This window comes from Dyella sedimenti, assembly GCF_022760995.1.
Lineage (GTDB): Bacteria > Pseudomonadota > Gammaproteobacteria > Xanthomonadales > Rhodanobacteraceae > Dyella > Dyella sedimenti.
This window is the reverse complement of sequence record NZ_JAKWJO010000002.1, coordinates 15,450-28,864: the sequence shown is the minus strand read 5'-3', so window position 1 is coordinate 28,864 and position 13,415 is coordinate 15,450. Positions and strand designations below refer to the sequence as shown.

The 13,415-nt window shown below is 67.0% G+C and carries 9 protein-coding genes; 4 read left to right on the top strand and 5 right to left on the bottom strand.

Annotated elements, in window-relative coordinates; translation table 11 throughout:
* Positions 1-48: 48 nt before the first annotated feature.
* The 3 genes from MJ605_RS05415 to MJ605_RS05405 all read right to left on the bottom strand — a co-directional run bounded on the left by MJ605_RS05415 (position 49) and on the right by MJ605_RS05405 (position 2,898).
* Positions 49-564 carry an Hcp family type VI secretion system effector gene (locus tag MJ605_RS05415; protein ID WP_243040051.1) on the bottom strand — a complete coding sequence of 172 codons (516 nt, stop codon included), beginning with the start codon at positions 562-564 and terminating at the stop codon, positions 49-51.
* Positions 565-1,018: 454 nt separating this feature from the next.
* Positions 1,019-2,134, bottom strand: coding sequence for a cell division protein ZapE (zapE, locus tag MJ605_RS05410; RefSeq protein ID WP_243040050.1), 1,116 nt, complete (start codon positions 2,132-2,134; stop codon positions 1,019-1,021).
* Between the two features lie 74 nt (positions 2,135-2,208).
* The gene (locus MJ605_RS05405; protein WP_243040049.1) at positions 2,209-2,898 is read right to left on the bottom strand and encodes an alpha/beta hydrolase; all 690 of its coding nucleotides are present in this window, start codon (positions 2,896-2,898) and stop codon (positions 2,209-2,211) included.
* Positions 2,899-2,943: 45 nt separating this feature from the next.
* Between MJ605_RS05405 and MJ605_RS05400 the strand changes: the two genes are divergently transcribed.
* Positions 2,944-3,531 carry an acyl carrier protein phosphodiesterase gene (locus MJ605_RS05400; protein WP_243040048.1) on the top strand — a complete coding sequence of 196 codons (588 nt, stop codon included), beginning with the start codon at positions 2,944-2,946 and terminating at the stop codon, positions 3,529-3,531.
* A 140-nt stretch (positions 3,532-3,671) separates the two neighbouring features.
* Here MJ605_RS05400 and MJ605_RS05395 read toward each other — a convergent pair whose 3' ends face one another.
* Positions 3,672-4,169, bottom strand: coding sequence for a c-type cytochrome (locus MJ605_RS05395; protein ID WP_243040726.1), 498 nt, complete (start codon positions 4,167-4,169; stop codon positions 3,672-3,674).
* 367 nt (positions 4,170-4,536) lie between these two features.
* Here MJ605_RS05395 and MJ605_RS05390 point away from each other — a divergent pair, with 367 nt between their 5' ends.
* The 3 genes from MJ605_RS05390 to MJ605_RS05380 all read left to right on the top strand — a co-directional run bounded on the left by MJ605_RS05390 (position 4,537) and on the right by MJ605_RS05380 (position 12,695).
* Positions 4,537-5,829, top strand: a complete 1,293-nt coding sequence (locus tag MJ605_RS05390; protein ID WP_243040047.1) for an efflux RND transporter periplasmic adaptor subunit — start codon at positions 4,537-4,539, stop codon at positions 5,827-5,829.
* 172 nt (positions 5,830-6,001) lie between these two features.
* Positions 6,002-9,238 carry an efflux RND transporter permease subunit gene (locus MJ605_RS05385; RefSeq protein ID WP_243040046.1) on the top strand — a complete coding sequence of 1,079 codons (3,237 nt, stop codon included), beginning with the start codon at positions 6,002-6,004 and terminating at the stop codon, positions 9,236-9,238.
* A 325-nt stretch (positions 9,239-9,563) separates the two neighbouring features.
* On the top strand, positions 9,564-12,695 hold the full coding sequence (locus MJ605_RS05380) for an efflux RND transporter permease subunit (RefSeq protein WP_243040045.1): 3,132 nt from the start codon (positions 9,564-9,566) through the stop codon (positions 12,693-12,695).
* A gap of 188 nt (positions 12,696-12,883) precedes the next feature.
* Here MJ605_RS05380 and cas1f read toward each other — a convergent pair whose 3' ends face one another.
* Positions 12,884-13,327: a type I-F CRISPR-associated endonuclease Cas1f gene (gene cas1f, locus MJ605_RS05375; protein ID WP_243040044.1), complete on the bottom strand. Its 444-nt coding sequence runs from the start codon at positions 13,325-13,327 to the stop codon at positions 12,884-12,886.
* Positions 13,328-13,415 lie beyond the last annotated feature (88 nt).

Sequence of the window (13,415 nt, the reverse complement as noted above, 5' to 3'; positions counted from 1 at the left end):
AAACCATGGCGGGTTACCCGGCCAGGACCGGGCAACCCGCCCGTGCCATCAGGCCACCGGCTTGCGCCAGTCGTCCGAGGCTTCGGTGCCGGCGACGTCGTGCGTCCAGTTGGTCTTTCGGTAGGCCATCGCTACACGCACCAGTTGCGTGTATTCGGATTTCGACGTGTCCTGCGCGTGCGGTAGCACAGTGGTGATGTCGATGATCGTGGCGTCTTCGAGCTTGGTGGTGAAGAAGTGTTCCTGCTTGCCGTCCGTGGAGGTGCGATACCAGTCGGTCTTCACTTCGGGCAGCATCTCGCCAGTGGCAAGCGCCTGGTACAGCAGCGGCACCGCCTTGTTGAGCGCGCACGTGAACACGAACGGCTTGTGTACGCGCTGGCCCGACGGCTGGCCGCTTTGCGGATCGGTGGGCGTGGTGACCTTGTGCTCGATCTCCTGCACGAGGATCTGGTCTTCGTGGCCTTCCTGATAGACATTGCCGACCGAGTCGGCGGTGAAGGCGCCCTTCGTGATGTTGCCCTGGGTCTTGCCCTGGATCGAAATATAGGCGGGTGTAGGCATGATGGAACTCCTTGAATTGAATCGAAGTGACCGTACTGGTCGCAATGCCATGCAGTGTTGGCAAGAAGCTCTACAGCAACAGCTATGCCAGCATCGATTCGAATCGCCGGAAACCGCCGTCCATCAAGGACATAGCGAATTGTTGCCCACACAACCTGTGGCAGCCTGCCGCATACCGCACCACTGTTTAGCCATCCAAATCGGGCCATTTCTGGCTCGATGTTTCCACACCCTTGATTTATAAGGATCACGCAGGCCAAAAATGGCCCGAACCGAGCCATTTTTGGCCCGCTCACTCAGAGCCAGTTCAAAATCCTCACGGGCCACAGAGCACCCCACCCCTCCCCTGCATGCAGGGGAGGGGGCCGGAGCGCACATGTTTTTGGCTCCTCCCTCTGAGTGCAGGGGGAGGTTGGGAGGGGGGTATGGGGTACAGCGAGATTTTGAACAGGCTCTAAGGCAGATGCTCGCTCGCCAGGTATTCCTCGCTCTGCATCTCGATCAAGCGCGATTCCGTGCGCCCGAACTCGGCGCGCAGGCGCTCGCCGTCGTACAGCTCGGTGATCGGCGTGGCGGCGGACAGGATCAGCTTCACGTGGCGGTCGTAGAACTCGTCCACCAGCAGCACGAAGCGGCGCGCCGCGTCGTCGGTGTAGATGGTGAACTGCGGCACGTTGGAAACGATCACCGCAGGGCCGGCCTTGGCCAGCGCGATGTAATCGGCCACCGCGCGCGGCCCTTCGCACAGCGCGGCGAACTCGAACCAAAGGATGTTGGCCGCGCGCTTGCGCACGGGTATCGGGCGGTCGTTGAGCACGATCTCGCCGCCTTCCTGCACCGGCCCCTCGGCCTGGCTGGCGAAGATGCGGTTCAGCGCGCGCTCGGCCTCGGGGCCGGGCGGCGTGTGGTACACCGGCGCCTGGGTCAGCGCGCGCAGGCGCCAGTCCTGCGAGGAGATCATCTGCACCACGCGGCAGTGCTTCTCGATCAGCGCGATGGCCGGCAGGAAGCGGGCGCGCTGCAGGCCGTCCTTGTAGAGGTTGGCCGGCGCGGTGTTGGAGGTGGTCACCAGGGTCACGCCGCGCTCGAACAGCGATTGCAGCAGGGTGCCCAGGATCATCGCGTCGCCGATGTCGTTGACCAGGAACTCGTCCAGGCACAGCACGCGGCAGCGCGCGGCGATCTCGGCGGCCACCTCGACCAGCGGGTTCTGCCGCTCGCCCAAGGCCCGCAGCTGGTCCTGCACCTCGCCCATGAAGCGGTGGTAGTGGCGGCGCAGCGCCATGCCCTGCGGCAGGCTGGCCACGAACAGGTCCATCAGGAAGGTCTTGCCGCGGCCCACGCTGCCCCACAGGTAGAGGCCCGGCACGCCCTCGCGGCTGTCGTTGCCGAGCAGCGATTTCAGTCGCCCGAACAGGCCGCCATTGCCGTTGCCGGCGGCGACCAGCGCGGCATGCATGCGGTCGAACTCGGGCAGCAGGGCTTGCTGGGCCGGGTCGGCCTCCCAGCGGTGGGCGGCGACGCCTTCGTGATAGCGCGCGCTGGGGGAAAGCAGGGGGGTATCACTCATGGGTACGGCAGGTTCTCAGGGACGCATCGCCGGGCGGCGTGGCATCGAAGCGGACAGGAACGTCGGGCGTGGCATCAGTCCTGCCGCAACGGCGGCAGCCACGGTTGCACGGCGTGCTTGATCGCGCCGCGCAGATCCATCAGGCGACGGTGGAAGAAATGGCTGGTCTCGGGCATGCGCACCAGCTCCGGCTTGTGGGCCATGCCGCCGATCCAGTCGAACACCGCCTGCGGATCGACCACCTCGTCGGCCTCGCCCTGCACCACCAGCCAGGGACAGGTGGGCAGCGCGATGTCCTCGAACGGCCAGCGCCCGGCGGGCGGCGCGATGCTGACCAGCGCATCGGCCCTCAGGCGCACCGCGTTGCGGATGGAGACGTAGCTGCCGAACGAGAAGCCGGCCAGCCACAGCGCGTCGCCGGGACGGACGCGGCGCACCCAGGCCACCACCGCGGCGAGGTCGTCGCCCTCGCCGTTGCCGTGGTCGTAGCCGCCTTCCGATTCGCCGGTGCCACGGAAATTGAAGCGCACCGTATCCAGTCCCGATTCGCGCAGGGAGCGCTCCACCATCGTCACCACCTTGTTGTGCATGGTGCCGCCTTGCAGCGGGTGCGGATGGCAGATCACGGCGGTGCCGCGGCGGGCCTCCTCGGGGATGGCCACGTCGCTGATCGCTTCGAGCTTGCCGGCAGGCCCGGGTAGCGCGAAGCTGGCGGCCTGCTCGGGAAAATGATCGGGCTGGGGGGGTATCGCGAGGGGATTCATGGCCAAGATGATAACCGCCACATGTGTCCGGGAGGCCTCGCCGGCATGAATCATCTTGCGCACGCGCTGCTGGCGGGCGACGACGAGTGGCTGCGCCTGGGCGGCCTGATGGGCGATTTCGTGCACGGCCATCCCGATCCGGCACTGCCGGCGGGAGTGATCGCGGGCATCCGCCTGCACCGGGCCATCGACACCTATACCGACGGCCATCCGGACGTGGCGGCGGCGCGGACGCTGCTGCCGCCGCCGTACCGGCGCTATGGCGGCATCCTGCTGGACCTGTGGTTCGACCACCTGCTGGCCCGCGATTTCCCACGATGGGACGAACGCGACCTGCGGGGCTATTCGGACGAGGTGCGCGACCTGCTTCGCCGCCACCAGTCCTTGCTGCCGCCAGGGCTGCAGCGGTTCCAGCACTACATGGAAGCCCATGCCCTGCCCGCGGGCTATGCACGGACCGAGGAGGTGGGCGCGGCGCTGGATGGCATTTCCCATCGCCTGCGCCGAGCCAACCCGGTGGGCGAGGCGCTGCCGGTGCTGATGGAACTGGACCCGTTGCTGCAAATGCATTTCGAGGCGTTCTTCCCGCAGCTGCGGGACTTCGCCGCGCGGTGGATCGAGGCGGGGCATTAGAGCCTGTTCACGATCTCCACGTAGCCCGCGTGGAGATCGTGAACAGGCTCTTGGCTCCCTCTCCCCGCCGGGGGAGAGGAGGCGAACGAAAAACGCCGCCCTCGGGGCGGCGTTTTGCTTTGGTCCCATGGAAGCGGGCCTTACTTGGCCTGGTCCACGATCCACTGCACGGCGGCCTTCACCTGCGCGTCGGTCAGCGCCGGGTTGCCGCCCTTGGCGGGCATCATGTTGCCGTCCGGGCCCTTGTAGCCTTCCGTCGCATGCTTGACCAGGGTGTCGATGCCCTGGGCGATGCGCGGCCCCCAGTTGCCCTTGTCGCCGAGCTTGGGCGCGCCGGCCACGCCGGCGGTGTGGCAGCTGTGGCACAGGTTGTCGTAGATGGTCTTGCCGTCGGTGGTGCCACCATAGGCCACCTGCGAGGCGGCGGCCTTGGCGGCGGCCTCCTGCGCGGCCTGCATGGCGGCGCGGCCGGTATCGCCGGCATAGACCGCGCCCGCCGGGGCGATGCGCTCGGCCACCTGCTGGGAGGTTTGCGGATCGGTTTCCTTGGGCTCGTGCTCGTAGATCAGCCAGGCGCCGACGATCAGGATCAGGGTCAGTGCGCCCAGGCCCGCGATCAGCAGCGAGAAGCTGCGCATGAAGCTCTGGTCGGATTTGGTCGAGGAACCGCTCACGCAATCACTCCATTTTGAATGGACGGCCTTGCGGCCGGGTTGGCATAGGTTCAGACAACAAAGCCCGCAGTATAGACGAAGCCCGGGCCAAGTTTCAGTCGGCCGGAACGGGCCGGCCGGCCCTGCGTCAACCCGCCGTTTCATGCCGCTTTCGTCATGATGTTTGGCTATGCTCGCAAAACCCTGCCATCGGTCATGGGGCACCCATGTCAACTGGCATTGTCTATTCCCGTTGAACTGACCCTATTCTTTCACCCGACGTACTACATCTAGGCGCGCGAACAGCGCCGGCGGGGCGGGTGGCCCGCCGCTTAATCTCTGGGAGTTTTTCATGTCGCGTTTTTGGAAGATCGCGCTGGTCATCGTGGCCGTGATCGTGGTCGGAGCGGTAGGATTCCGCTTGCTGCACAAGCCGGCACCGCAGGAAGGTACGGCCGGCCAGGGGCAGCATCGTGGCCAGCACAGGGGGCAGGGCCAGGCCGGCGGCGCGCCGGGCGCGGGCCAGGGCCAGCCGGGGCAGGATGCGCCGGTGCCGGTCACCGTCGAGCCGGTGGTCAAGCAGGACGTGCCGGTCTACCTCACCGCGCTGGGCACGGTGCAGGCGCTCAACACCGTCACCATCAACCCGCAGATCAGCGGGCAGATGCTGAGCATCAATTTCAAGGAAGGCCAGGAAGTGAAGAAGGGCGACCTGCTCGCGCAGATCGACCCGCGCCCGTTCCAGGCCGCCTATGACCAGGCCGTGGCCAAGCAGGAGCAGGACGAGGCCCAGCTGGCCACCGCGCAGAGCACGCTCAAGCGCAACGAGGCGCTGGTGGCCAAGGGCTACGTCGCCCAGCTGGACATGGACACCTTCCGCAACAACGTGGCCAACCTGACCGCCACCGTCGCCGCCGACAAGGCCGCGGTGCGCGCGGCCAAGGTGAACCTGGACTACACCCGCATCGTCTCGCCGATCGATGGCGTGGCCGGCATCCGCAACGTGGACCCGGGCAACGTGGTGACCACCACCACCGCCGTGGTCACGCTGACCCAGATCCACCCGATCTACGTGATGTTCTTCCTGCCCGAGCAGAACCTGGAGATCGTGCGCCAGGCGGCCGGCAGCGGCGCGCCGCTGGAAGTGCTGGCGCTGGATCGCGCCGACGCGCACACCATCGCCGACGACGGCCAGCTCAACGTGGTGGACAACCAGATCGACACCACCACCGGCACCTTCAAGCTGCGCTCGGTGTTCCAGAACGCCAAGGGCGACCTGTGGCCGGGCCAGTTCGTCAACGTGCGCCTGAAGGTGCGCACCGTGGCCGGCGGCCTGGTGATCCCGGCGCAGGCGGTGCAGCGCGGGCCGGACGGCGACTACGTCTATCTCGTGCAGCAGGACCAGACGGTGAAGATGAATCCGGTCAAGGTCACCGGCGAGGTGGGCGACAGCCACGTGATGATCGGTTCCGGCCTGGCGCTCAACGACCAGGTGGTGACCGAGGGTCAGTTCCGACTCAAGCCGGGCAGCAAGGTCAAGGCGCTCAAGCCGGGCGAAGTGCCGGCGGCGCCGACGGCGGCCGAGATGGACAAGGCCAAGCAGGGCGCCCAGCAACGGCAGGGCGGCGGTCGCCGCGGCGGCTGATGGAGAGAGGGGCGAGGGATGAGTAGCGAGGGCGCGACAGTCGGGTCCGTCGCCATTCATCCGCCGGCGGTGACCCGGGCTTGCGCCCTCGCCATTCGCCCCCTAGCCCCTGCGGCAACGAAACGGGGCGCCGCAGGACAGGCGCCCGCCACACACATCGACGGCTAACCCCATGGGCTTCTCCACACTCTTCATCCGCCGACCGATCGCCACCTCGCTGCTGATGGTGGCGGTGCTGCTGCTCGGCATCCTCGGCTACCGCGAGCTGCCGGTATCGGCGCTGCCCGAGATCGACGCGCCCAGCCTGGTGGTCACCACCCAGTATCCCGGCGCCAGCGCCTCCACCATGGCGTCCCTGGTCACCACGCCGCTGGAGCGCAACTTCGGCCAGATCTCCGGCCTGACCATGATGACCTCCGACTCGTCGGCGGGCCTGTCCACCATCGTGCTGCAGTTCGCGATGGACCGCGACATCGACATCGCGGCGCAGGACGTGCAGGCGGCCATCAACCAGGCGCGCGGCACGCTGCCGGCGACGCTGCCCTACCCGCCGGTGTACAACCGCGTGAACCCGGCCGACGCGCCGATCCTCACGCTCAAGCTCACCTCCGACAGCCTGCCGCTGCGCGACGTCAACAACTACGCCGACTCGATCCTGGCGCAGAAGCTCTCGCAGGTGCAGGGCGTGGGCCTGGTGTCGATCGCCGGCAACGTGCGCCCGGCCGTGCGCGTGCAGGTCAATCCCTCGCAGCTGGCCAACCTCGGCCTCACCATGGAGGACGTGCGCAGCGCGCTCACCGAGGCCAACGTCAACGCACCCAAGGGCACGCTCAACGGTGCCACGCAGTCCTACAGCATCGGCACCAACGACCAGCTGGCCGACGCGGCCGAATACAAGAGCACCATCATCGCCTACCGGAACAACGCGCCGGTGCGCCTGTCCGACGTGGCCGAGGTGATCGATGGCGTGGAGAACGACCAGCTCGCCGCCTGGGCCAACGGCAAGCCCGCCGTGCTGCTGGACATCCGCCGCCAGCCGGGCGCCAACATCGTGCAGACGGTGCAGCAGATCCGCAGCATCCTGCCGCAGTTGCAGGCCGTGCTGCCGGCCGATGTGCACTTGGACGTGTTCGCCGACCGCACCATCACCATCCGCGCCTCGGTGGAGGACGTGCAGTTCACGCTGATCCTCACCATCTGCCTGGTGGTAGCGGTGATCTTCGTATTCCTGCGCCGGTTGTGGGCCACGGTGATCCCGTCGGTGGCGGTGCCGCTGTCGCTGATGGGCACCTTCGGCGTGATGGCCTTCGCCGGCATGTCGCTGGACAACCTCTCGCTGATGGCGCTGACCGTGGCCACCGGCTTCGTGGTGGATGATGCGATCGTGATGATCGAGAACATCGTGCGCTACATCGAGCAAGGCAAGGACGGCATGGAGGCGGCCGAGATCGGCGCCAAGGAAATCGGCTTCACCGTGCTGTCGCTGACCGTGTCGCTGATCGCCGTGTTCCTGCCGCTGCTGCTGATGCCCGGCGTCACCGGCCGCCTGTTCCACGAATTCGCCTGGGTGCTCACCATCGCGGTGGCCATCTCCATGCTGGTGTCGCTGACGCTGACGCCGATGATGTGCGCCTACCTGCTGAACCCCGACGCGCTGCCGGAGGGCGACGATGCCCACGAGCGCCACGCGGCCGCTGGCAAGCGCACCTGGTGGGCGCGCCTGGTGGGCGTCTACGAGAATTCGCTGGACTGGGTGCTCGGCCACCAACGCTTCACCATGCTGGTGGCGGGCGCCACGGTGATCTTCACCGTGTTCCTCTACGTCGTGATTCCCAAGGGCCTGCTGCCCGAACAGGATACCGGCCTGGTGACCGGCGTGGTCGCGGCCGACCAGAACGTCGCCTTCCCGCAGATGGAGCAGCGTACCAAGGCGGTGGCCGACGCCCTGCGCCGCGACAAGGCGGTGAGCGGCGTGGCGGCCTTCATCGGCGCCGGCTCGATCAATCCCACGCTCAACCAGGGCCAGCTCAGCATCGTGCTGAAGGACCGCGGCCAGCGCGACGGCCTGGAGGACGTGGTGGCGCGCCTGCAGCGGGAGGCCGCCGGCATTCCGGGCGTGGCGCTGTACCTCAAGCCCGTGCAGGACGTGACCCTGGACAGCCGCGTGTCGGCCACCGAGTACCAGTACTCGATGTCCGACGTGAACTCGACCGAGCTGTCCGGCTATGCCACCCGGATGACCCAGGCGCTGCGCGAGCGGCCTGAGCTGGCGGACGTGGACAACAACCTGGCCGACCAGGGCACCTCGCTCAAGCTCACCATCGACCGCGAGAAGGCCAGCCGCCTGGGCGTGCCGGTGCAGACCATCGACGACACGCTGTACGACTCGTTCGGCCAGCGCCAGATCTCCACCATCTTCACCCAGCTCAACCAGTACCGCGTGGTGCTGGAGGTGGCGCCGCAATTCCGCACCAGCACCGCGCTGCTCAACCAGCTCACGGTCAAGAGCAACGGCAACGGCGCGCTGACCGGCAGCAACGCCACCGCGTTCGGCCAGGTGGCCTCGAGCAACTCCTCCACCAGCACTGGCCTGGGCGTGGCCAACACCGGCGTGATCATCGGCGCGGGCGGCACCATCCCGCTCGCCTCGCTGGCCAGCGCCGAGATCACCAACGCGCCGCTGGTGGTGAGCCACCAGCAGCAACTACCGGCGGTGACCGTCTCGTTCAACCTGGCACCGGGCTACTCGCTGTCCGAGGCGGTGAAGGCGATCCACGAAGTGGAGCAGCAGCTCGACTTCCCGCCGCAGGTGCGCGGACAGTTCATCGGCAAGGCGGCGGAATTCTCCACCTCGCTGACCAACGAGGTGCTGCTGCTGATCGCTTCGATCGTGGTGATCTACATCGTGCTTGGCGTGCTGTACGAGAGCTACATCCATCCGCTCACCATCATCTCCACCTTGCCCCCGGCGGGCGTGGGCGCGCTGCTGGCGCTGATCCTGTGCGGCATGAGCCTGTCGGTGGACGGCATCGTGGGCATCGTGCTCTTGATCGGCATCGTGAAGAAGAACGCGATCATGATGATCGACTTCGCCATCGAGGCGCAGCGCGACGGCATGAAGCCGCGCGAGGCGATCCGCCGCGCGTGCCTGCTGCGCTTCCGCCCGATCATGATGACCACCGCGGCGGCCATGCTCGGCGCCTTGCCGCTGGCGCTGGGCAACGGCATCGGTGCGGAGCTGCGCCGTCCGCTGGGCGTGTCCATCGTGGGCGGCCTGCTGCTGTCGCAGCTGGTAACGCTGTACACCACGCCGGTGATCTACCTCTACATGGAGCGTTTCTCCGACTGGCTGCGGGTGCGGCGCGAGCATCGCGCGTTGGCCAAGGCGCAGGCGCGGGGCGCGATGTGAGACGACCATCATGGCCCGGCGTGAACCGGGCCAGCGGAACAACATGCAAGGGGCGCGGCCGATACGGCGCGCCCCTTTCGGCGTTCTCGGATTCCCGACTTTCCCCTGTAGGAGCGCATCCAGTACGCGACTCGCTGTTCCTCACTCCTCGCTCCGCGCCGGTCGCGCACTGGGTGCGCTCCTACAGAGCGCGCGGAGTGATTCAACCAAAACCCGAGGTCATGCGTTCTGCAGGCCATCTGCGGTATATACGTCTACTTCCCGCACTCTCCGGCACGGCCCGTATGGCTGCTGATCCGGGCAAACTCCCTGGCTTCTTGATGGCATGAACATTTCCGGCCCCTTCATCCGCCGCCCGATCGGCACCTCCCTGCTGGCCATGGGCATTTTCGCGGTGGGCCTGATCTGCTACGTGCTGCTGGGTGTAGCCGCGCTGCCCAACATGCAGTTCCCGGTGATCTTCGTGCAGGCCAGCCAGGCCGGGGCCAGCGCCAGCACCATGGCTTCCACCGTGGCCGCGCCGCTGGAGCGCCACCTCGGCCAGGTGCCGGGCATCGATACGCTGCGCTCGACCAGCTCGCTGGGCAGCACCCAGGTGTTCCTGATGTTCGAGGCTGGCCGCAACCTCGATTCGGCCGCGCGCGACGTGCAGGCGGCGATCAACGCCGCGCAGTCGGACCTGCCCAGCGGCCTCAATGCGCCGCCGAGCTACCAGAAGGCCAATCCCAACGACGACCCGATCATCGCCTTCGCGCTGACCTCCGAGACCCAGTCGGCGCGCGACCTGTACGACGTGGCCGATTCGCTGCTGGCCCAACGCCTGCGCCAGCTGGATGGCGTATCCGAGGTGGACATCCTGGGCGCGGCCACGCCGGCCATCCGCGTGGACGTGAACCTGCGCCAGCTCAACGCGCAGGGCCTGTCGCCCGACCAACTGCGCAACGCGCTCACCGCCGCCAACGTCACCTCGCCGGTGGGCTTCCTGTCCAATGGCAAGACCACCATGGCAGTGGCCGCCAACGATTCGCTGCATACCGCGCAGGATTTCGCCAACCTGGTGATCGCCTCCCACAATGGCGTGCCGGTGCGCCTGTCCGACGTGGCCCGGGTCTACGACGGCACCCAGGACGCGTACCAGGCGGCCTGGTTCCAGGGCAAGCCGGCGATCCTGATGTACGTGTACCGGCAATCCACCGCCAACATCATCGGCACCGTGGACCGGGTGAAGGCGGCGGTGCCGCTGTTGCGCGCCTACCTGCAGCCGGGCACCACGCTGACCCCGTACTTCGACGGCACGCCGACCATCCGCGCCTCGCTGCACGAGGTGCAGGCCACGCTGCTGATCAGCCTGGCGATGGTGATGCTGACCATGGCGCTGTTCCTGCGCCGGCTGGCGCCCACCCTGATCGCCACCGCCGCGGTGCCGCTGTCGCTGGCCGGCGCGGCGATCGTGATGTACATCCTGGGCTTCACCCTCAACAACCTGACCCTGCTGGCGCTGGTGATCGCCATCGGCTTCGTGGTGGACGACGCCATCGTGGTGATCGAGAACATCGTGCGCCACATCGACCAGGGCATGACGCGCGTGGAGGCGGCGCTGGCCGGCGCGCGCGAGATCGGCTTCACCATCGTCTCCATCACCGCCTCGCTGGTGGCGGTGTTCATCCCGCTGCTGTTCATGGGCGGCATCACCGGCCTGTTCTTCAAGGAATTCACCGTCACCCTGGTGGCCGCGATCATCGTGTCGGCGCTGGTGTCGCTCACGCTCACCACCTCGCTGTGCGGCCAGTTCCTCAGCAGCCATGACGAGGACAAACCCACCACGCGCATCGGCATTGCCCTGGAGGCCTTCCAGGCGGGCATGCTGGCGGTGTATGCGAAGGCGCTGCGGTTTTCCATCAGGCATGCGCTGTCCTTCGCGCTGACGCCGCTGGCCCTGATCGTCATCACCATCGTGTTGTTCGGCCAGGTCAAGGCCGGCCTGTTCCCGCCGCAGGACACCGGGCTGATCCGTGGCCGCGCCACCTCCGGCGCCACCGTGTCGTTCCAGGACGCGGTAGCGCGCCAGCAGCGCCTGATCGAGATGCTGCTGCACGACCGCGACGTGGCCCGCGTCGGCTCGCGCCTGGGCAGCAGCCGCCAGGGCGCCTCGGGCACCTTCGACATCGAGCTGAAGACCCACGCCGAGGGTCGCAAGGACGACACCTTCACCGCGCTGGCCCGCCTCAGCGCCAAGGCCGCGCGCTACCCCGACCTCAACGTGCGCCTGCGCCCGATCCAGGACCTGCCCAGCTTCGGCGGCGGCGGCACCAGCCAGGGCGCGCAGTACCAGGTATCGCTACAGGGCGACGATCCCGATGAACTGCAGACATGGCTGCCCAGGCTGGTGGCCGAGCTGAAGAAGAACCCCAAGCTCAAGGACGTGGGCAGCGACATCGACGATGCCGGCCTGCAGCAGAACATCGTGATCGACCGCGACAAGGCCGCGCGCCTCAACGTGGGCATCGGCACCATCGACGGCGCGCTGTACAACGCCTTCGGCCAGCGCCAGATCAGCACCATCTATTCGGACCTCAACCAGTACAAGGTGGTGGTCAACGCGCTGCCCAACCAGACCGCCACGCCCGCCGCGATCGACGCCATCTACGTGGCCAGCAGCACCGGCCAGATGGTGCCGCTGACCGCGTTCGCGCACCAGGAGGCGGGCCTGGCGCCTACCCAGATCACCCACGAGAACCAGTACACGGTGATGAGCATGAGCTTCAACCTCGCGCCGGGCGTGAGCATGGGCGAGGCCTTGCAGATCATCCAGCAGACCGGTTCGCAGATGCGCTTGCCGGGCGACATCCGCATCAACATCGGCGGCGACTTCCGCCGCTTCCAGCAGTCGCAGAGCGGCATGCTGTGGCTGATCCTGGGCGCCATCGTCACCGTCTACATCGTGCTGGGCATGCTGTACGAAAGCCTGATCCACCCGGTGACCATCCTCTCCACCCTGCCGGCGGCGGGCGTGGGCGCCTTGATGGCGCTGTGGATCACCGACACCGAGCTGTCGGTGATCGCACAGATCGCGCTGGTGCTGTTGATCGGCATCGTCAAGAAGAACGCGATCATGATGATCGACTTCGCCCTGGTGCAGCGGCGCGAGAAAGGCCTGAGCCCGCAGGAAGCCGCCTACGAGGCGAGCATGGTGCGCTTCCGCCCGATCATGATGACCACCATGGTTGCCATCCTCGCCGCCGTGCCGATCGCGATCGGCCTGGGCGAAGGCTCGGACCTGCGCCGCCCGCTGGGCATCGCGCTGATCGGCGGCCTGCTGATCTCGCAAAGCCTGACCCTGCTCAGCACGCCCGCGCTGTACGTGATCTTCTCCTGCCTGTCCGACCGCTTCCACGCCTGGCGCGTGCGGCGCCGCAGTCGTCATGCTGCGCGCGCTCCTCTGGCGGAGCAGTCCTGATTACAATGCCTCAACTATTCGCACGTGGCGGGTGCTGAAAGGCCCGGCGGCATTGCGTTGCGTGCTGGCTCGAGATCTATCTTGTTGCGCAACTTGCCATGCGGAGCGCGGCCATTCCTCCAGACTGCCTATGGTGCAGAGAACAAGATCGCGCAGGCACTATACGAGACTCACAATTTCTGAGCTGCCTATGCGGCAGTGAAGTTCGGCGGGAAGCCGGTGTCACGTTGCTGCCCTGTGCGCCGGGCTCCCTGGTCAAACCAGAAACGTACCCAGGCCTGCAGGTATTCGGTGGGACGGTATTCGCTTTGCGGGGACAGCCAGGCGATCTCGACATCCACTTCGTTGGCGCTGAACAGCGGTGTGCCGCCGCCCCCGCAGAAGCCGACCAGCACGCCAGCCTTGGCCAATTCACGCATGGCGGCCTGGGTGAGCGAGGTACCCGTACCCAGCAGCACCGTGGTGGTGTTGGCGATGGGAATGTTCCAGTACAGCGACCGTTTGCCTTCATCGGTGACAAACTCGACGCGGCCACCGTTGACTAGCACGCGGCAGTGTTCGAGGTAATAGATGTTGGCCCGCTTGGAATGCAGGATCGCTTTCAAGTCGCTTGGTGAAATATCGTCCGGCATGGCCCCTCCTTGGTGGAAATGGCCGCCTGGAAACGCTTGGGGTCGACGCGCCGATGGCCAGCTTGGCCATGCCTGCGCAAGCGCGGAT